General features: G+C 63.2%; 16 protein-coding genes and 3 tRNA genes. All 19 read right to left on the minus strand.

Annotated features, from left to right (window positions below; all coding sequences use genetic code 11):
• Position 1 precedes the first annotated feature (1 nt).
• Positions 2–78, minus strand: a tRNA-Asp gene (locus ACI7M0_RS18855).
• Between the two features lie 99 nt (positions 79–177).
• A tRNA-Asp gene (locus tag ACI7M0_RS18860) sits at positions 178–254 on the minus strand.
• A gap of 65 nt (positions 255–319) precedes the next feature.
• Positions 320–395: transfer RNA gene (locus ACI7M0_RS18865), tRNA-Val, on the minus strand.
• A gap of 219 nt (positions 396–614) precedes the next feature.
• A complete protein-coding gene (locus ACI7M0_RS18870; RefSeq protein ID WP_010953013.1) occupies positions 615–1388 on the minus strand; it encodes an SDR family oxidoreductase in 774 nt (257 codons plus the stop codon).
• Positions 1385–2596 carry an O-succinylhomoserine sulfhydrylase gene (locus ACI7M0_RS18875; protein WP_129933910.1) on the minus strand — a complete coding sequence of 404 codons (1212 nt, stop codon included), beginning with the start codon at positions 2594–2596 and terminating at the stop codon, positions 1385–1387. The genes ACI7M0_RS18870 and ACI7M0_RS18875 overlap by 4 nt, the downstream gene beginning before the upstream one ends.
• Before the next feature lie 16 nt (positions 2597–2612).
• Positions 2613–4118 (minus strand): amidophosphoribosyltransferase, encoded by a 1506-nt coding sequence (gene purF / locus ACI7M0_RS18880; RefSeq protein WP_003247207.1) that lies wholly within the window; start codon positions 4116–4118, stop codon positions 2613–2615.
• 42 nt (positions 4119–4160) lie between these two features.
• Positions 4161–4718, minus strand: a complete 558-nt coding sequence (locus ACI7M0_RS18885; protein WP_010953011.1) for a CvpA family protein — start codon at positions 4716–4718, stop codon at positions 4161–4163.
• Positions 4719–4913: 195 nt separating this feature from the next.
• Complete coding sequence (locus ACI7M0_RS18890; protein WP_010953010.1) at positions 4914–5558, minus strand: SPOR domain-containing protein; 645 nt, start codon at positions 5556–5558, stop codon at positions 4914–4916.
• The gene (gene folC, locus ACI7M0_RS18895) at positions 5542–6849 is read right to left on the minus strand and encodes a bifunctional tetrahydrofolate synthase/dihydrofolate synthase (RefSeq protein WP_129933911.1); all 1308 of its coding nucleotides are present in this window, start codon (positions 6847–6849) and stop codon (positions 5542–5544) included. Before folC ends, ACI7M0_RS18890 begins: the two co-directional genes overlap by 17 nt.
• Positions 6849–7742: an acetyl-CoA carboxylase, carboxyltransferase subunit beta gene (gene accD, locus ACI7M0_RS18900; RefSeq protein WP_004574892.1), complete on the minus strand. Its 894-nt coding sequence runs from the start codon at positions 7740–7742 to the stop codon at positions 6849–6851. Before accD ends, folC begins: the two co-directional genes overlap by 1 nt.
• 221 nt (positions 7743–7963) lie before the next feature.
• Positions 7964–8584 (minus strand): phosphoribosylanthranilate isomerase, encoded by a 621-nt coding sequence (locus ACI7M0_RS18905; RefSeq protein ID WP_010953008.1) that lies wholly within the window; start codon positions 8582–8584, stop codon positions 7964–7966.
• A 61-nt stretch (positions 8585–8645) separates the two neighbouring features.
• Entirely contained in the window at positions 8646–9506 is an 861-nt protein-coding gene (gene truA, locus ACI7M0_RS18910) for a tRNA pseudouridine(38-40) synthase TruA (protein ID WP_129933912.1), read from the minus strand.
• 193 nt (positions 9507–9699) lie between these two features.
• Positions 9700–12435: a FimV/HubP family polar landmark protein gene (locus ACI7M0_RS18915; RefSeq protein ID WP_129933913.1), complete on the minus strand. Its 2736-nt coding sequence runs from the start codon at positions 12433–12435 to the stop codon at positions 9700–9702.
• Between the two features lie 71 nt (positions 12436–12506).
• Positions 12507–13511: an aspartate-semialdehyde dehydrogenase gene (locus ACI7M0_RS18920; protein WP_129933914.1), complete on the minus strand. Its 1005-nt coding sequence runs from the start codon at positions 13509–13511 to the stop codon at positions 12507–12509.
• Positions 13512–14337: 826 nt separating this feature from the next.
• Positions 14338–15450, minus strand: a complete 1113-nt coding sequence (gene asd, locus ACI7M0_RS18925; protein WP_003247195.1) for an aspartate-semialdehyde dehydrogenase — start codon at positions 15448–15450, stop codon at positions 14338–14340.
• A 63-nt stretch (positions 15451–15513) separates the two neighbouring features.
• Positions 15514–16596, minus strand: a complete 1083-nt coding sequence (gene leuB, locus ACI7M0_RS18930; protein ID WP_020192546.1) for a 3-isopropylmalate dehydrogenase — start codon at positions 16594–16596, stop codon at positions 15514–15516.
• Between the two features lie 54 nt (positions 16597–16650).
• Positions 16651–17415, minus strand: a complete 765-nt coding sequence (locus ACI7M0_RS18935; protein WP_014754047.1) for a class I SAM-dependent methyltransferase — start codon at positions 17413–17415, stop codon at positions 16651–16653.
• A 118-nt stretch (positions 17416–17533) separates the two neighbouring features.
• Positions 17534–18178 (minus strand): 3-isopropylmalate dehydratase small subunit, encoded by a 645-nt coding sequence (gene leuD / locus ACI7M0_RS18940; RefSeq protein ID WP_020192544.1) that lies wholly within the window; start codon positions 18176–18178, stop codon positions 17534–17536.
• Positions 18175–19608, minus strand: a complete 1434-nt coding sequence (leuC, locus tag ACI7M0_RS18945; protein WP_010953002.1) for a 3-isopropylmalate dehydratase large subunit — start codon at positions 19606–19608, stop codon at positions 18175–18177. The genes leuD and leuC overlap by 4 nt, the downstream gene beginning before the upstream one ends.
• Between the last annotated feature and the right edge of the window lie 28 nt (positions 19609–19636).

Raw genomic sequence — 19636 nt, forward strand, 5'->3', positions numbered from 1 at the left:
ATGGCGCAGCGGACGGGACTCGAACCCGCGACCCCCGGCGTGACAGGCCGGTATTCTAACCGACTGAACTACCGCTGCGTATCGTTCAGGCTTGCGCCCGATTGAAACTGGGATCAGCCGAAGGCGTGTGCCTTGTGGCTTCAGACCGGTGCCAGGCACCCATCTGTTACTGAAAAATGGCGCAGCGGACGGGACTCGAACCCGCGACCCCCGGCGTGACAGGCCGGTATTCTAACCGACTGAACTACCGCTGCGCAGTGCGTTCCTCTCTGACTATCGGCTTCTTGCGAACCCGAAGCTCCAGGAACATCTCAGGAAGTGGTGGGTGATGACGGGATCGAACCGCCGACCCTCTGCTTGTAAGGCAGATGCTCTCCCGGCTGAGCTAATCACCCTCGCGATGTTGCTTGTTGCGTTTGCTTCGCTGAGGCCGCGAAATTTACGCAGGTGGCGAAGCTAAGTCAATAGCCCCATTGAATTTTTTTCAAAAAGGCAACGTGAGGTTATTGCCTGTGCCGGCCTCTTCGCGGGTAAACCCGCTCCTACAGTCGGACATTAACCGTTGTAGGAGCGGGTTTACCCGCGAAGAGGCCGGCGCAGTTTAAACAAGGTGCTCAGGTATAGATCATCTTGCGGGTCATGCCGCCATCGACCACAAACTCCTGGCCGGTGACAAATGCCGCCTGGCGTGACAGCAACCAGGCAACCATGGCCGCGACATCTTCCACGGTCCCTACCCTGCCCGTTGGGTGCTGGGCATGGTCAGCTTCGCTCAACGGCTCAGCACGGCGCTGCGACGGATCACGGGCATCGATCCAGCCCGGGCTCACCGCATTGACGCGAATCTCCGGGCCCAGGCTCATGGCCAGGGCATGGGTCAAAGCCACCAGGCCGCCCTTGCTTGCCGCGTAAGCCTCGGTGTCGGGTTCGGACTGCCGAGCACGGGTAGAGGTCAGGTTGACGATCGCGCCATTGTGCGCACGCAGGTACGGCGCACAATGCTTGGCCAGCAGCATGGGGCCGCTGAGGTTGACCCCTAGCACCCGGTTCCATTGTGCCAGGCTCAGGCTTTCCAGCGTCTGGTTGTGCGGGTTGGCAATGGCCGCATTGCACACCAGCGCGTCCAGCCGGCCGAACTGCCCGAGCACTTCGGACACTCCGGCACTGACCTGGGCCTCGTCGGCAACGTCCATGGTGATGAACCAGGCGTTGTCGCCCAACGCCTTGGCCACTTTGGTACCACGCTGGCGGTCCAGATCACTCAGCACCACTTGCCAGCCTTCGCAGATCAGCCATGCGGCAATGCCCAGACCGATGCCGCGGGCGGCGCCCGTGACCAAGGCTACCCGGCCATTGTGGCCCGGGGTGCTGCCGCTGATTTCGATCACAATGCCGCCAGCCCGCGCGCCAGGTCAGCCTGCAGGTCGGCCACGTCTTCCAGGCCCACGGCAACGCGGATCAGGCTGTCGCGGATGCCTGCCGCTTCACGCTCCTGCGGCGACAGACGACCGTGTGAGGTGGTCGCCGGATGCGCGATGGTGGTTTTGCTGTCACCCAGGTTGGTAGTGATGGAAATCACACGGGTAGCGTCGATGAAACGCCACGCGCCCTCTTTGCCACCCTTGACCTCGAAGCTAACCACTGCACCAAAACCGCTCATCTGGCGCTTGGCCAGTTCGTGCTGGGGGTGGCTGGGCAGGCCGGCGTAATGCACCTTCTCCACGCCATCCTGCTGCTCCAGCCATTCGGCCAGGGCCTGAGCGCTTTCGCAGTGGGCACGCATACGCAGGCGCAGCGTTTCCAGGCCCTTGGTGAAGATCCAGGCGTTGAACGGACTGAGGGTTGGACCTGCGGTTCGCAGGAAACCCACTACTTCTTTCATTTGCTCAGTACGGCCGGCAACCACACCGCCCATGCAGCGGCCTTGGCCATCGATGAACTTGGTGGCCGAGTGGAACACAATGTCGGCACCCAGCTTCAGCGGCTGCTGCAACGCCGGGGTACTGAAACAGTTGTCCACCACCAGCATGGCACCCTGAGCATGGGCGATTTCGCTGAGCGCGGTGATATCGACCAACTCGGCCAGCGGGTTGGAGGGCGATTCGACGATCAGCAGCTTGGTGTTGGCCTTGATGGCCTTTTCCCAACCGGTGAGGTCGACCAGTGGCACGTAGTCCACTTCTACACCAAAGCGCTTGAAGTACTTCTCGAACAGGCTGATGGTAGAGCCGAATACGCTCTGCGACACCAGCACATGGTCACCGGCGCTGCACAGCGACATGACCACGGCCAGGATCGCCGCCATGCCGGTGGACGTACCCACGGCCTGTTCGGCACCTTCCATGGCCGCCAGGCGCTCCTCGAAGGCACGCACCGACGGGTTGGTGTAGCGCGAGTAGACGTTGCCCGGCGTTTCGCCGGCAAAGCGCGCAGCAGCATCGGCTGCCGTGCGGAACACATAGCTGGAGGTCAGGAACAGCGCTTCGCTGTGCTCGCCTTCCGAGGTACGGTTTTGGCCAGCGCGTACCGCCAGGGTGTCGAAACCGACACCCTCGAGGTCACTGTCCAGTCGCCCGGCATCCCATTGATCCGTCATGCCGTCGCTCCCAAAATCAGTTGTTGTAAAGGTCGATGATCGCGCTGACGGCCTGGTTCTTGACCTTGGCCAAGTCGTTACGGGCCTGCTCGATGCGGTCGAGGTAGGCTTCGTCGATATCGCCAGTGACGTACTCGCCGTTGAACACCGCGCAATCGAACTGCTCGATCTTGATCTTGCCGCCGCCGACCGAGTCGATCAGGTCTGGCAGGTCCTGATAGACCAGCCAATCGGCGCCAATCAACTCACCCACCTGTTCGGTGGTGCGGTTGTGGGCGATCAGTTCGTGAACACTCGGCATGTCGATGCCGTAGACGTTGGGGTAGCGTACTGCAGGGGCCGCGGAGCAGAAGTAGACATTCTTGGCGCCGGCTTCGCGGGCCATCTGGATGATCTGCTTGCAGGTGGTACCGCGCACGATCGAATCGTCCACCAGCATCACATTCTTGCCGCGGAACTCCAGCTCGATGGCGTTGAGCTTCTGACGCACCGACTTCTTGCGCGCGGCCTGGCCGGGCATGATGAAGGTACGGCCGATGTAACGGTTCTTGACGAAACCTTCGCGGAACTTGACGCCCAACCGGTTGGCCAGTTCCAGCGCGGCAGTACGACTGGTATCCGGGATCGGGATGACCACGTCGATATCATGATCGGGGCGCTCGCGCATGATCTTGTCGGCCAGCTTTTCACCCATGCGCAGACGCGCCTTGTACACCGAGACCCCATCGATGATCGAGTCCGGGCGCGCCAGGTAGACGTGCTCGAAGATGCACGGCTGCAACTTTGGCGATTCGGCGCACTGCTTGGTGAACAACTGGCCTTCTTCGGTGATGTACACCGCTTCGCCCGGCGCCAGGTCGCGGATCAGGGTGAAGCCGAGCACGTCCAGGGCGACGCTTTCCGAGGCGATCATGTATTCCACACCTTCGTCGGTGTGACGCTGACCGAACACCACCGGGCGAATGCCATGGGGGTCGCGGAAACCGACGATGCCGTAGCCGGTGATCATCGCCACCACAGCGTAACCGCCAACGCAGCGGCTGTGCACATGGGAGACCGCAGCGAACACGTCTTCTTCGGTCGGCTGCAGCTTGCCGCGCACCGCCAGCTCATGGGCGAACACGTTCAGCAGCACTTCCGAGTCGGAGTTGGTGTTGACGTGGCGCAGGTCGGACTCGTAGATCTCCTTGGCCAACTGCTCGACGTTGGTCAGGTTGCCGTTGTGAGCCAGGGTGATGCCGTAAGGCGAGTTGACGTAAAACGGCTGGGCCTCGGCCGAGGTCGAGCTGCCCGCAGTCGGGTAGCGCACGTGGCCGATGCCGATGTTGCCTACCAGGCGCTGCATGTGGCGCTGCTGGAACACGTCGCGCACCAGGCCATTATCCTTGCGCAGGAACAACCGGCCGTCATGGCTGGTCACGATACCGGCAGCGTCCTGGCCGCGGTGCTGGAGGACCGTAAGCGCGTCATACAGCGCCTGATTGACGTTCGACTTACCGACGATACCGACGATGCCACACATGCGACGCAACCCCTACTTTGATGAAACTTGAGTGAATAGCGCTCAGGGCTTGGACGGCCCGAGCAACTGTTCCTTGAACGGAAGATCAGCCGGAGTGCTGATCAGCCCACTGGGCGTCCATTGGTCGGTGAACCCCAGAATCAGGTTTTTCGACCAGTCGGCGACCAAGAGAAATTGTGGTATCAGGCGTGATTCCTGCCACCAGGTGTCTTGTTGAACCGGCCCCAGGCTGATCAGGCCTATGGCCACCACTACCAGCAAGGCCCCGCGCGCAGCGCCAAAGGCCATGCCCAGGAAACGATCGGTGCCGGACAGCCCGGTCACGCGGATCAGCTCACCGACAAGGAAGTTGACCATGGCCCCCACCAGCAAGGTGGCGACGAAAAGAATGGCGCAGCCAGCGATGATGCGCATCGATGGCGTCTGGATATAGCTCTCAAGATACACCGAGAGCGAACCGCCGAACATCCAGGCAACCGCACCGGCAATGATCCAGATGAGCAAGGACAAGGCCTCCTTGACGAAGCCGCGCTTGAGACTGATCAGTGTGGAGACGGCGATGATCGCGATGATCGCCCAATCAACCAAGGTAAATGCCACGGTGTTGCCTGCAGACGTTTGAGGCGGCGCATTTTACCAGAGCAGAGGGCCGGGAGTAAGCGGAATGTCAGCTGGATTGGTGTTGGGCCTTGGCAGGCAAACCCGCCCCGACAGGTTCCGGGTAAGCCTTGCAGCGGCAAAGTACCTGCAGGCGCGGGCTCACCCGCGAATGGGCGGCCTAGCCGCCCCGGGGAATCAGCTGCGCTCAGGCTGGAAGCGCACCACAAAGCCCTTGAGGCTGTTCTGACGGTTGATGGCGTCACGCACGCGCTCGGCCTCGGCGCGCTCGATCAACGGCCCCACGTACACGCGGTTCATGCCACCCGCCGTACGGATATAGGCGTTGTAACCCTGGCTACGCAGGGTTTGCTGCAGCTTTTCGGCTCCAGCGCGGTTGGACAGACTGGCCAGCTGGATCGACCAACTGACGGGCAGGCCATTGGCGTCGATCTTCGATGGCGCGGCAGGCGCGGGTGTTGCAGCGGCTTTGGCCTCCACCTTGGGCGCGGGCGCCTGCGGCTTGGGTGGCTGAACCTGCGCCTGGGTCTGTGGCGACGGGGTGATTGGCTGGCTGGGTGTACTCGCCGGCGCAGTGGCCTCGTCGATCACCACCGGCGCCTGCTGCGCCTCCTGCGCAATAACCTGTGGCTCCGGCACGGCAACCGGCTCCACCTTCACTTCCGGCAGGCTGGGCATGGCCGGTGCCTGCGGGGCTTCGACGTGCACCTGGCGCATCTCGTCCTGGCGGGTAAACAGCATCGGCAGGAAGATAACCGCCAGCGCCACCAGCACCAGCGCACCCACCATGCGCTGTTTCATCCCTTTATCCAGCACAGCCATCTATTCCACCCTCCTGGGCGTGCCGCTCCAGCCATTCCAGCGCCTGGGCGACACAGAAAAACGAACCGAACAGCAGGATCTGATCATCCGCCGTCGCCTGCGCACATTGCCCTTCAAGGGCGGCGTCGACGCTGGCATAAGACTTCACCGTGGCACCGAGGTTCGCCAAGGACGAGGCCAGTTCTGCGGCCGGGCGACTGCGCGGGGTATCCAGCGGCGCCACCGCCCAGTCGTCGATGAGGCCCTGCAGCGGCGCGATAACGCCCTCCAGATCCTTGTCGGCGAGCAGACCAAATACCGCGAGGCGGCGCCCCTTCAGCGGCCGGGCCGCCAGGCGCCTGGCCAGGTACTGCGCCGCATGCGGGTTGTGCCCGACATCCAGCAGCAACGCTACCGGTTTGCCCTGCCAGTTCAAGTTACGGAGGTCGAGACGCCCAGTGATACGGGTATCCAGCAGCGCCTGGCGAACTTGCTCCGCGTCCCACGGCAGCCCCATCAGCAGGTAAGCCTGCAAGGCCAGCGTGGCGTTTTCCATGGGCAGGTCAAGCAAAGGCAGGTCACGCAGCTCGACCTGCGCGCCATCGGCGGCAGTACCACGCCAGCTCCAGCAGCCATCGGCGCTGGCCAGGTCGAATTCCCGACCGCGCAGGAACAGTGGCGCGGCCAGTTCGGCGGCCTTGTCCAGCAACGGCCCGGGCGGATCCAGATCACCGCACAGGGCCGGCTTGCCCGGGCGGAAGATGCCCGCCTTCTCGAAGGCCACCAGCTCGCGGGTATCACCCAGGTAATCAACATGGTCGACACCGATGCTGGTCACCAGGGCGAAGTCGGCATCCACTACGTTGACGGTATCCAGGCGGCCACCCAGGCCCACCTCCAGCACCACCGCATCCAGCTGCGACTGGTAGAACAACCAGAACGCGGCCAACGTCCCCATCTCGAAGTAGGTCAGGGAAATATCGCCCCGCACCGCCTCGACGGCGGCGAAGGCTTCGCACAGGCGCTCATCGCTGGCCTCTTGACCATCGATCACCACCCGCTCGTTGTAACGTAGCAGGTGCGGCGAACTGTACACGCCGACCTTGAGCCCCTGGGCACGCAGCAACGACGCCACGAAGGCGCAGGTCGAACCCTTGCCGTTGGTGCCGGTTACCGTCACCACGCGCGGCGCCAGCTTGCCCAGCGCCAAGCGGGCAAGCACCTTCTGCGACCGCTCCAGGCCCATGTCGATGGCCGAGGGGTGCAACTGCTCGAGGTAGGCGAGCCATTCGCCCAGGGATCGTTGTTTCATCACGCGACGGCAGCCGCCTCACGCGCTTCTTCCGGCGTTTGCTGACCGGTCATCTGCGCCAGCAGGCGGGCCAGACGCGGGCGCAATTCGCCCCGGGAGATGATCAGGTCGATGGCACCGTGCTCCAGCAGGAACTCGCTGCGCTGGAAGCCTTCAGGCAGCTTCTCGCGTACGGTCTGCTCGATCACGCGTGGGCCGGCGAAACCGATCAGGGCCTTCGGCTCACCGACGATGACGTCGCCGAGCATCGCCAGGCTGGCGGAAACACCGCCATACACCGGGTCGGTCAGGACCGAGATGAACGGGATGCCTTCTTCGCGCAGGCGCGCCAGCACGGCAGAGGTCTTGGCCATCTGCATAAGCGAGATCAGCGCTTCCTGCATGCGCGCACCGCCCGAAGCGGAGAAGCAAACCATTGGGCAGCGGTTTTCCAGGGCATAGTTGGCCGCGCGCACGAAGCGCTCGCCGACGATGGCACCCATGGAGCCGCCCATGAACGAGAACTCGAAGGCACTAACCACGATCGGCATGCCCATCAGGGTGCCGCTCATGGAGATCAGCGCGTCCTTTTCGCCGGTCTGCTTCTGCGCAGCGGTCAGGCGGTCCTTGTACTTCTTGCCATCACGGAACTTCAGGCGGTCGACCGGCTCCAGGTCAGCGCCCAGTTCGGCCCGGCCTTCGGCGTCAAGGAAGATGTCGATGCGCGCACGTGCGCCGATGCGCATGTGGTGGTTGCACTTGGGGCAGACATCCAGGGTCTTTTCCAGCTCCGGACGATACAGCACGGCCTCGCAGGACGGGCACTTGTGCCACAGGCCCTCAGGCACCGAGCTCTTTTTCACCTCGGAACGCATGATCGAAGGGATCAGTTTGTCGACTAACCAGTTGCTCATGCTTTCTTTCTCCAGTATTGGCAGGCGGGGGACGGCGTCACCGGCCCTGCCCTGCCCTTGAGCTCAAAATCTTTTATGAAACGATGGTGGACCGGCCGCCGGGGCTTCCAGCGCGCCACTCCACCGCTAATGTGTTTTTTGCCGCCACAGGTGCTGGCATGCGGCCCGCAGGGCTGCGAAAGCTATGGACGATGGCGCGCAGCCAGCCGTCACATCTGCCATCAAGCCTGTTTCACCGCACGCATGAAGGCCTCGATCTTCGCCGCATCCTTGATGCCCTTGGCCTGTTCGACGCCACCGCTGACATCCACCGCATAAGGCTTTACCTGGGCAATGGCCTGGCCAACGTTATCGGCCGACAGCCCGCCCGCGAGGATGATCGGCTTGCCAAGACGCGCCGGTACCAATGACCAGTCGAACGCCTCGCCGGTTCCCCCTGGCACGCCCGGTACATAGGTGTCGAGCAAAATGCCGCGGGCACCCGCGTAAAGCCGACAGGCCGCCTCCAGGTCATCGCCAGGGCGCACACGCAGGGCCTTGATCCAGGGGCGGTGGTAGCCTTCACAGTCCTGCGGGGTTTCATCGCCGTGAAACTGTAGCAGGTCCAGCGGGACCACTTCGAGGATCTCGTTCAGCTCGCAGCGCGAGGCATTGACGAACAACCCAACCGTGGTCACGAAGGGTGGCAACTCGGCAATGATCGCCCGCGCCTGGCGCACGTCCACCGCCCGCGGGCTCTTGGCATAGAAGACGAAGCCGATGGCATCGGCCCCCGCTTCGGCAGCGGCCAGTGCGTCTTCGATGCGGGTAATCCCGCAGATCTTGCTGCGAACATTGCTCATGGAACAAGAACCCTGATTGCTGCGGCGAAAGAGCGGATGTTAGCAAATGGCTTTTCGCTCGTCAGTCTGCCAACGCCTCGTAACCACTCAAAAAGTGTGGGCCGATGTAACGCTTGGGCAACGCAAACGCTTCGGGGTACTCCACCTGCACCAGGTAAAGCCCGTATGGGTGGGCCGTTACCCCACCTTCACGGCGGTTGCGCCCTTCCAGCACCTCGCGTGCCCAGGCAACCGGACGCTCGCCTGCACCGATGGCCATCAGCACACCGGCAATGTTACGCACCATGTGGTGCAGGAAGGCGGTGGCACGCACGTCCAGCACGATCATCTGGCCATGGCGGGTAACACGCAGGTGGTAGATGTGCTTGATCGGTGACTTGGCCTGACACTGGCTGGCACGGAAGGCGCTGAAGTCGTGGGTACCGAGCAGGTACCGCGCCGCCTCGGCCATGCGATCGACGTCCAGCGGACGGTGGTTCCAGGTCACTTCTTCGGCCAGGTGCGCCGGGCGAATCGGGTCGTTGTAGATGACGTAGCGGTAGCGCCGGGCGCAGGCCTTGAAGCGGGCATGAAAATCGGCCGGCATGGGCCGCGACCAGACCACACTGATGTCGTGCGGCAGGTTGAAGTTGGTACCCATGGTCCAGGCGCGCTCGTCACGCACGGCACGGGTATCGAAGTGAACGACCTGCCCGCAGCCGTGAACGCCGGCGTCGGTACGCCCGGCGCAGACCACCGAAATCGGCTCGTTGGCGACCTTGGACAGCGCTTGCTCCAGGGCTTGCTGGACACTCGGCACGCCGCTGGCCTGACGTTGCCAGCCGCGGTAGCGCGCGCCTTTGTATTCCACGCCCAGGGCGATGCGGGAGTAGCCTTCGGCCGCGGATTCGGCGGTAGCGGTGTCGATGATGTCCAAGAGCATGAAACCTGTGGGGTGTACGGAATGGCGGGGATTATAACGACAACGGCAGCCTCGTAGGGCTGCCGATGGATGCGCACTGTATTTGCGGGACTCTTCGCGGGCACGCCCGCCCCCACAGGTCACTCACAAGGTCGAACATTTGTGGAGATCCTGTGGGCGCGGCCAGCACGGCAAGAGGCCTGCCCTGCTTGCATCAGACCAGCCGGGAGAGCATGTCCTCGGCTTCCTGACGCTGGCTGTCGTCACCATCCTTGACCACTTCATCGAGGATGTCGCGCGCGCCCTGGCTGTCACCCATGTCGATATAGGCACGGGCCAGGTCGAGCTTGGTGGCGACTTCGTCACTGCCGGAGAAGAAGTCGAAGTCCAGGTCATCCAAAGGCTCGGGCTCTGGCTGCGCAACCGCGTCTTCACTGGTGAAATGCGGCTCGAGCGATGGCGTTTCGAGGCTCTGCGACAGCTTGTCCAGCTCGGCGTTGACGTCATTGAGCTCCGAGGCAAAGCTCTTGGCTGCCGGCGAATCATCTTCCAGCGACAGGGACAGGTCGAAGTCCGATGGCAAGTCGAACTCGGAGACCGGATCAAACTCCGGTTCGCTGTCGAAGGCAGCCAGTTCGGCGGTGACATCCAGCGGATCTTGCTCCAGCGCCTCAGGGGCAGCCGGGGCAACCGGCTCGCTGACGTCGAGGTCGAAATCAGACAGGTCCACGGCAGGCTGAGGCTCGGCCTGAGCCAGCATGGCCTCGAAATCGGCGTCGGCTTCGGCTTGCAGCTCGGCATCCACGGCAAAGGGCTGTTCTTCCGGCTGAGCTTCTTCCTGTACGGGCTCATCCAGCACAGGCTCAGCGATTACCAGCTCGTCGGGTACGCCCCCCTGCGCCATCGGCTCGTCCAGCACGGACGCGGCCAGCGGGTCTTGATCGGCCAGGTCTTCACCCAGGCTCAGGTCGAAGGCGCTGTCCAGATCCTGCTCGGCCAGGTCCGTTGCATCGAGCGTTGGCACATCATCGAAGGCGTCCAGCTCAGCGTCAGGCGCTGCCTGCGCGACAACCTCTGGCTCAGCCTCCTCTTGCGGCTCGAACCCGGACAACTCGTCAGGCACCACATCGGCAACTACCGGCGCTTCGGGCTCATCGTGCAGCAGCTCTTGCACGTACTGCTCATCCATTTCGGCAGCCAGCGCCGCCGCACCCAGGCCGGCAGCGGCCAGGCCGAGCATGGCGGGGTAACGCTCTTTCAGACCGGCGACTTCAGCAACGTTCTGCTCGCTGGCCGGCAGCTGACGCTCCTGTTCGGCGAACGCGCTCTGGTCACCCTGACGGGCGTACACGTCCATCAGTTTCAGGCGCAGGTCGTCACGCTCCGGCGCGGCGGCCACGGCGGGCTCCAGCAGCTCGGTGGCACGATTAAGGCGGCCTTCGGCCAGGCATTGGTCGACTTGCGCCAGCAGCGCGGCGTGCGGGTCTGCTTGTGGTTCAGGCTCGGGGGCTGCCTCGGTGACCGGTTCTGCCACTTTTTCCGCAGCAACGGCAGCTGCAGCCGAAGCGGCAACCACAGCCGGCGACAGGGTTACGCCAGGCTCCCGGGATTCGACGCCGTCGAAGCTCTCGGTATCGCTGTCGAAACCTATGCCCTGCTCTTCTTCCAGCGCCCGCGCCATGCGCAGGTGCTTCTCGGCTTCTTGCTGGGCCTTGCGTTTGCGCGCCAGCAGCCACAGCAGCAGTGCCAGCACCAGGATGCTGGAACCGGCAATCACCCCCAGAAGCCACGGGTTGCCCAGGACCGAGTCGAGCGCACCGTTCGGCTGGCTGGCGGGTGCTGGCTGGGTGTCCGGCACAGGCTTGGGTGCGGTATCGGCAGCAGCAGGTGCCGGATTGACCACGGGCTGCTCCGGGGTATCGGCAGCCGCTGCCGACGCGGCTGCGCCCTGGCCTTCCAGGCGTGCCAACTGGTTGTTCTTCAGCTCGATCAGGCGCTGCAGCTTGTCCAGCTGGCTCTGCAGGTCGGCCATGCGGCTTTTCAATTCTTCGTTATCGCGACGGCTGGTGTCCAGGCTTTCCTGGGCCATGGCCAGCTCATCACTCAACGCCTTGGCCTGGCCTGCACCGGCCTGGTTGCCCGGGCTGACCAGGCGCAGGTTGTCGCCCTGGGCGATACGCGACGGTGCAGCCTCGGCGGCGCCACGGCGGGTGGCATCCAGCTGGCGGGCACGCGGCCCCAGGCGACGGCCTTCACGCCAGGCCGCATACTGCTCGGCCACCTCGCGGTTCGCCTCGCCCTGGGCGATGCTCTGGATCTGCTGCTGGTCGGGCAGGCGCAGTACCTGGCCAACCTTCAGCTGGTTGATGTTGTTGCCGATGAAGGCGTCCGGGTTCAAAGCCTGGATCGCGATCATGGTCTGCTGGATCGATCCGCCCTGGGTGTTACGCGCGGCAATCTGCCACAAGGTGTCACGACGCTGGGTGGTGTAGCTGCTGGCACCGGTGATGGCCGGTGTGACATTGCCTGCCGCCGGCTGTTCGCCCTGTGCCTTGGCCTGGTCGAGCAGCACGCTATAGTCACGCAGCAGGCGGCCCTGCGGCCACATCACCTGCACCAGGAACTTGACCACCGGACCTGGCAGCGGCTGACTGGAGGTCACGCGCAGCACACTTTTGCCGTTGGGGTTGATCACCGGTGTGAAGGTCAGGTCTTCGAGGTAGGTTGGAAACGCCACCCCGGCCTTGCTGAACTCTTCCGGTGGCGCCAGGCTCGGCGCCACTTCGGCGGCTTTGAGGTCGCGCACGTCGAGCAATTCGATCTCGGCGTCCAGTGGCTGATTCTGTGCCGACTTCAGGGTCAGCTCCCCCAGGCCCAGCGCATTCGCCATGCCAGACGACAGCGCGGATGCTGCAGCCATGGCCAGAACCAGTTTGCGAATTCGAAGCATGACCTCTTCCCTTGTATGAATCGTCCCGGAACCTGCATGCGGAGCAGGACAAAAGTGCTCGCCAGTATCTTTTACGGCATGTGTTTAATCAACAATTGCGCCACTTGCACGGCATTGAGCGCGGCGCCTTTGCGCACGTTGTCGGTGGTTAGCCAGAGGTTGAGTTGCTGGTCTTCATCAACACCGTGACGTACACGTCCAACATAGACCACGTCTTGGCCCACTGCGTCACCTACCGGGGTCGGATAATCATCGTTTTCCACCCGTTCGATGCTGTCGGCTGCCTCCAGGGCCTGGTTGACCGCTGCCAGGTCTACCGGGCGACGGCTTTGCACGGCCACACTGAAGCTATCGCCGAAAAACACCGGGACTTGAACACAGCTCACGGAAATCTTCAGTTCAGGCAAGCCCAGCAGCACGCGCAGTTCGCTGACCAGGCGGCGCTCCAGCGCGGTATGGCCCTGCTCGTCGGCAGCACCGACCTGGGCCAGCAGGTTGAATGCCACCTGGCGGTCGAAGAAACGCGGCTCCAGCGGGCGGGCATTGAGCAGTTCGGCGGTTTGCCGGGCGAGCTCGCTGACCGCTTCACGGCCTTGCGCAGACACCGCCAATGCGGCCATCACTTGCACCCGCTCGATGTCCAGCAGGCCTTTGAGCGGCGCCAGCGCGACGGCCAGGGCTACTGCGGCCGAGCATGGGCTGACAATGCGCGCTGGCAACGACAGGCTGGCCAGGCGTTCGGCGTTGGCTTCCGGCACCAGGGCCAGGGCGTCGTCCAGGCCGCCGGACAGGTCGATGACCGTGCAGCCCGCCTGCAGCGCCTTGCCGGCAAAGCTGCGGCTGACGGCGGCGCCGGTGGCGAAGAAGGCCAGCTTGACCTGGGTGAAGTCGAAGCTGTCGACTTCGCGCACCTTCAGTTTCTTGCCAGCGAACATCACGCTGCTGCCCGCCGATTCCATGCTGGCCAGCAGGTGCAGGGTGGCAACCGGGAATGCCAGTTCCTCGAGGATCTGCACCAAGGCTTCACCGACGCTGCCGGTGGCGCCGACGACGGCGATATCCAAAGGGTGTGTCATGGAAGGGATCCTTTTGCTGTAAACGGCGGGGGCGGCACTTTACTCGGATTGCAAGGTTTTGTCTGTGCCCACCCGGCGCTGCTGTTGCTGTTGCTCGATTGCGTCTTGCTTCTTGGATGTGCGCACTCACACCGAGTGGGTATTCATTCGCGCAGGTGGCGCATCGTCACCTTTCCGCCCTTCCGGCGGGTTACTTTGGTCGTGGCCAAAGTAACCAAAGCCGTAAGGGCGGAAAGGTGAGTCGGCGTCGCCATCGCAAACGGACTGTACGCCCGATCAAAACCGGCGCTTAAGCTTTTGAGCTTTTGGGTTGTACGCTTACACATCAAGCAGACATTCATTCACGATGTTGGCGCCTATTCACCTTTCCGCCCTTCCGGCGGGTTACTTTGGTCGTGGCCAAAGTAACCAAAGCCGTCGGCTCCCATCATCCGGCCCCTGCGCTGCGCTCCGGGGTCCCCTCGCTCCGGGTTTGCTCCCGGGAGGACCGCGCTGCAGGCCCCATCCTGGGGCCCAGCGCTTGACGGGCATCCATGCCCGTCACCTCCCTTCGCAAGCCCTGCGCTCGGCCTCCTGAAGTCGCAATCTGCGTCGCCTGAACTACCGCGCACTTAGAAGCAAAAGCAACGGCAACGGCAACGGCAACGGCAACGGCAAGAGCAAGAGCAAGAGCAAGAGCAAGGGGGCTGTCAGAGCAGACATTTCGCCATTAAACAGCGGCATGACTTATCCAGCGATTAGGCCCGCGACCCAAATGCATACCTTCAGGCATAAAAAAATACCGCACTGTCACCAGTGCGGTATTTTTCAGGTGAAGCCTGAACGATCAACGCTCCAGCAGAATCCGCAACATGCGGCGCAGCGGTTCGGCGGCGCCCCACAGCAGCTGGTCACCCACGGTGAACGCGCCCAGGTACTGCGAACCCATGTTCAGCTTGCGCAGACGGCCAACCGGGATGTTCAGGGTGCCGGTGACCTTCGTCGGGGTCAGTTCCTGCATGCTGATTTCACGCTGGTTCGGCACCAGCTTCACCCAAGGGTTGTGCTGGCTGATCATGCCTTCGATGTCGGCGATCGGCACGTCCTTGTTCAGCTTGATGGTCAGCGCCTGGCTGTGGCAACGCATGGCGCCAATGCGCACGCAGATGCCGTCGACCGGGATCGGGCTCTTGAAGCGACCGAGGATCTTGTTGGTTTCGGCCTGGGCCTTCCACTCTTCACGGCTCTGACCGTTCGGCAGTTCCTTGTCGATCCATGGGATCAGGCTGCCCGCCAGCGGCACGCCGAAGTTCTCGGTCGGGAACGCTTCGCTGCGCATGGTCTCGGCAACCTTGCGGTCGATATCGAGAATGGCGCTGGCCGGGTTGGCCAGGTCATCGGCCACTGCCGCGTGGGTAGCACCCATCTGCTTGATCAGCTCGCGCATGTTCTGCGCGCCGGCACCCGAAGCCGCCTGGTAGGTCATGGCGCTCATCCACTCGACCAGACCGGCCTCGAACAGGCCACCCAGGCCCATCAGCATCAGGCTGACGGTGCAGTTGCCACCGATGTAGTTCTTGGTACCGGCGTCCAGCTGCTGGTCGATGACCTTGCGGTTGACCGGGTCGAGGATGATCACCGCGTCATCCTGCATGCGCAGGGACGAAGCGGCGTCGATCCAGTAACCCTGCCAGCCGGCTTCACGCAGCTTGGGGAAGACCTCGTTGGTGTAGTCGCCGCCCTGGCAGGTCAGGATCACGTCGAGGGTCTTGAGTTCTTCAATCGAATAAGCGTCCTTGAGGGGCGCTGTATCCTTGCCCACGTTCGGACCCTGGCCACCAACATTGGAGGTAGTGAAGAACACCGGCTCGATAAGGTCGAAATCCTGCTCCTCCAGCATCCGCTGCATGAGCACGGAACCGACCATACCGCGCCAACCGATCAGACCTACACGTTTCATCGCAACTACACCTTTGCTAAAAGTGGGCCGCCACCGGGAATTTTGGGGGGCGGGCCAGAGAGATTACAGATTCCGCAGCGCTGCGACTACTGCGTCGCCCATTTCCTGCGTACCAACTTTGCGGCAGCCTTCCGAGAAGATGTCGCCGGTACGCAGCCCCTGGTCCAGAACCAGGCTCACGGCCTTCTCGATCGCCTCGGCGGCAGCCGACTGATTGAAGCTGTAACGCAACATCATCGACACCGACAGGATGGTCGCCAGTGGGTTGGCGATACCAAGGCCGGCGATGTCCGGTGCCGAGCCGTGGCACGGCTCGTACATGCCCTTGTTGTCGGCATCCAGGGACGCCGACGGCAGCATGCCGATGGAACCGGTCAACATGGAAGCTTCATCCGACAGAATGTCACCGAACATGTTATCGGTCACCATCACGTCGAACTGTTTGGGGGCACGCACCAGCTGCATGGCAGCGTTGTCGACGTACATGTGGCTCAGTTCCACGTCCGGGTAGTCCTTGGCCACGTCTTCGACCACTTCGCGCCACAGCTGGCTGGAGGCCAGAACGTTGGCCTTGTCCACCGAGCACAGCTTCTTGCCGCGCACGCGGGCCATGTCGAAGCCGACACGGGCAATGCGGCGCACTTCGCTTTCGCTGTACGGCAGGGTGTCGTAGGCCTGGCGTTCGCCACCTTCCAGCTCGCGCTGGCCACGCGGGGCACCGAAGTAGATGCCGCCGGTCAGCTCACGGACGATGAGGATGTCCAGGCCCGACACGATTTCCGGCTTCAGCGACGAGGCATCGGCCAGTTGCGGGTAAAGGATGGCTGGGCGCAGGTTGGCGAACAGGCCCAGTTGCGAGCGGATCTTCAGCAGGCCGCGCTCGGGGCGAATGTCTCGCTCGATCTTGTCCCACTTCGGCCCGCCCACAGCCCCCAGCAGCACCGCATCGGCCTTGCGCGCACGCTCCAGGGTTTCGTCGGCCAGCGGCACGCCGTGCTTGTCGATGGCGGCACCGCCAATCAAGTCGTGCGCCAGGCTGAAGCCGAGCTGGAACTTGTCGTTGGCCAGCTCCAGTACCTTGACTGCCTCGGCCATGATTTCCGGGCCGATACCGTCACCTGGGAGAATCAGAATCTGCTTGCTCATGCTTTCCTCTATCCATTCACGCGGCGTGGCCAAGCGGGCCCCACCGAAAAGTGCTTAACGCTCGGCCCACAACACCAGCACATCGGTGCTGAACGAGCCGTCGGCCTCGATCTGGTAATACTGCCGTACTTCTTCACCCATGGCTTGTTGCAATTGGCGGATGGCCACGCGCATCGGCTCGGGGGTGCGCATGCGCTCAACCCAGGTGCTCCACTCCAGGCGCAACGGTTGGCGGGTGTGGCTGCGCACGTGCAGGCCGGCTTCGCTGACCTGGCGTTGCCACTCGGCGGCGGAGTAGTCGCGCACGTGGCTGGTGTCGCGCAGCACTTCGACCGTTTGCAGGTAAGTGTCGAGCAGCGGGCTGCCCGGCGACATCACGTCGATGAACGCCGCCACACCACCTGGCTTGAGCACCCGGCGCACCTCGCGCAGGGCCAGGCCCAGGTCGCTCCAGTGGTGGGCCGAATAACGGCTGAAGACAAAGTCGAACGAAGCGTCGGCGAACGGCAGGCGTTCGGCAGCGCCGCGTTCGGTCGTGATATTGGCCAGGCCACGTTCGGCGGCGGCGCTGGCGACCACGTCGAGCATGGACTGCGAAAGGTCGTAGGCGACCACTTCGGCAACCAGCGGGGCGACGTGGAAGCTGACATGACCGGCACCGCAGCCCAGGTCCAGCACGCGGGCATGGGCCTGCCCTGCCAGCTCAGCCTGCAGCAGGGCGAATTCACTGCCTTGGGCGTGCACGGCGCTGCTGAGGTAGGCGCTGGCCTGTTCGCCGAACTGGCGTTGAACCACATCGATGTGCTGGGTGCTGGTCATGTCTCGTTCCTTTAGATATTTGTTGCCTGTGCGGGCCTCTTCGCGGGTAAACCCGCTCCTACAACGACCGCGTAAGCCTCTGTAGGAGCGAAGAGGCCGGCACTTTCACCTACGAACTTCAGGCATCACGGAACAGCCAGGGCTGGCTGGCGCGGTGCTTGGCTTCGAAGGCCTTGATCGCGTCGCTGTCCTGCAGGGTCAGGCCGATATCGTCCAGACCGTTGAGCAGGCAGTGCTTGCGGAACGCATCGATTTCGAAGTGCAGCACCTTGCCATCCGGGCGGGTCACCGCCTGCGCCTGCAGGTCGATGGTCAGCTGGTAGCCCGGGTTGGCTTCGACCTGCTTGAACAGCTCGTCGACTTCCTCATCGCTGAGAATGATCGGCAGCAAGCCGTTCTTGAAGCTGTTGTTGAAGAAAATGTCGGCAAAGCTCGGCGCAATGATGCTGCGGAAGCCGTACTCGTCCAACGCCCAGGGGGCATGCTCACGGCTGGAGCCGCAACCAAAGTTTTCCCGCGCCAGCAACACGCTGGCACCTTGGTAGCGCGCGTGGTTGAGCACGAACTCTTCATTGAGCGGGCGCTTACTGTTGTCCTGGTAGGGCTGACCCACGTCCAGGTAACGCCACTCGTCGAACAGGTTCGGGCCAAAGCCGGTGCGCTTGATCGACTTCAAGAACTGCTTGGGGATGATCTGGTCGGTGTCGACGTTGGCACGGTCCAACGGTGCGACGAGGCCAGTGTGCTGGGTAAAGGCTTTCATGCTGCGCTCCCTTGGATCAACTCGCGGACATCGATGAAGTGGCCCGCTACAGCAGCAGCGGCGGCCATGGCCGGACTGACCAGGTGGGTACGGCCACCGGCGCCCTGACGGCCTTCGAAGTTGCGGTTGGAGGTGGACGCACAGTGCTCGCCGCTTTCAAGGCGGTCCGGGTTCATCGCCAGGCACATCGAGCAGCCTGGTTCACGCCATTCGAAACCGGCTTCGAGGAAGATCTTGTCCAGGCCTTCACGCTCGGCCTGGGCCTTGACCAGACCGGAACCTGGCACGACGATGGCTTGCTTGACGCTGGCGGCCACCTTGCGGCCCTTGGCGATTTCCGCCGCAGCGCGCAGGTCCTCGATTCGCGAGTTGGTGCACGAGCCGATGAACACACGGTCCAGCTTGATGTCGGTGATCGCCTGGTTGGCGGTCAGCCCCATGTACTTCAAGGCACGCTCGATCGAACCACGCTTGACCAGGTCGGTCTCGGCAGCTGGGTCTGGTACACGCTGGTCGACGGCCAGGACCATCTCGGGCGAAGTACCCCAGCTGACCTGTGGCTTGATCTGGCTGGCATCCAGCTCGACTACGGTGTCGAATACGGCATCGTCATCCGACACCAGGTCCTTCCACGACTCGACCGCTTGTTTCCACTGCTCGCCCTTCGGCGCGTACGGGCGCCCTTCGACGTAGGCAACGGTGGTGGCATCGGTCGCCACCAGGCCCACGCGGGCACCGGCTTCGATGGACATGTTGCAGATGGTCATGCGGCCTTCCATCGACAATTCGCGAATGGCACTGCCAGCGAACTCCATGGCGTGACCATTGCCACCGGCGGTGCCGATCTTGCCGATCACGGCCAGCACGATATCCTTGGCGGTAACGCCGGCCGGCAATTGGCCTTCCACGCGCACCAGCATGTTCTTCATCTTCTTGGCGACCAGGCACTGGGTGGCGAGCACGTGCTCGACCTCGGAGGTGCCGATGCCGTGGGCCAAGGCACCGAAGGCGCCGTGGGTGGAGGTGTGCGAGTCACCGCAGACCACGGTCATGCCCGGCAAGGTGGCGCCCTGCTCCGGGCTGATGACGTGGACGATGCCCTGGCGCTCGTCGTTCATCTTGAATTCGACGATGCCGTATTCGTCACAGTTCTCGTCGAGGGTCTGCACCTGCAGGCGCGACACCTGGTCGACGATCGCCTCGATACCGCCCTTGCGCTCTGGCGTGGTCGGCACGTTGTGGTCGGGCGTGGCGATGTTGGCGTCGATACGCCATGGCTTGCGGTTGGCCAGGCGCAGGCCTTCGAAGGCCTGGGGCGACGTCACTTCGTGGATGATGTGGCGGTCGATGTAGATCAAGGACGAGCCGTCATCACGGCGCTTGACCTCATGGGCTTCCCAGAGTTTGTCGTAGAGCGTTTTGCCAGCCATCAGACTGTTCCTCATCAGCGTCTTTCTA

It is taken from the genome of Pseudomonas sp. 10(2024) (genome assembly GCF_045164175.1).
Taxonomy (GTDB): Bacteria; Pseudomonadota; Gammaproteobacteria; order Pseudomonadales; family Pseudomonadaceae; genus Aquipseudomonas; species Aquipseudomonas alloputida.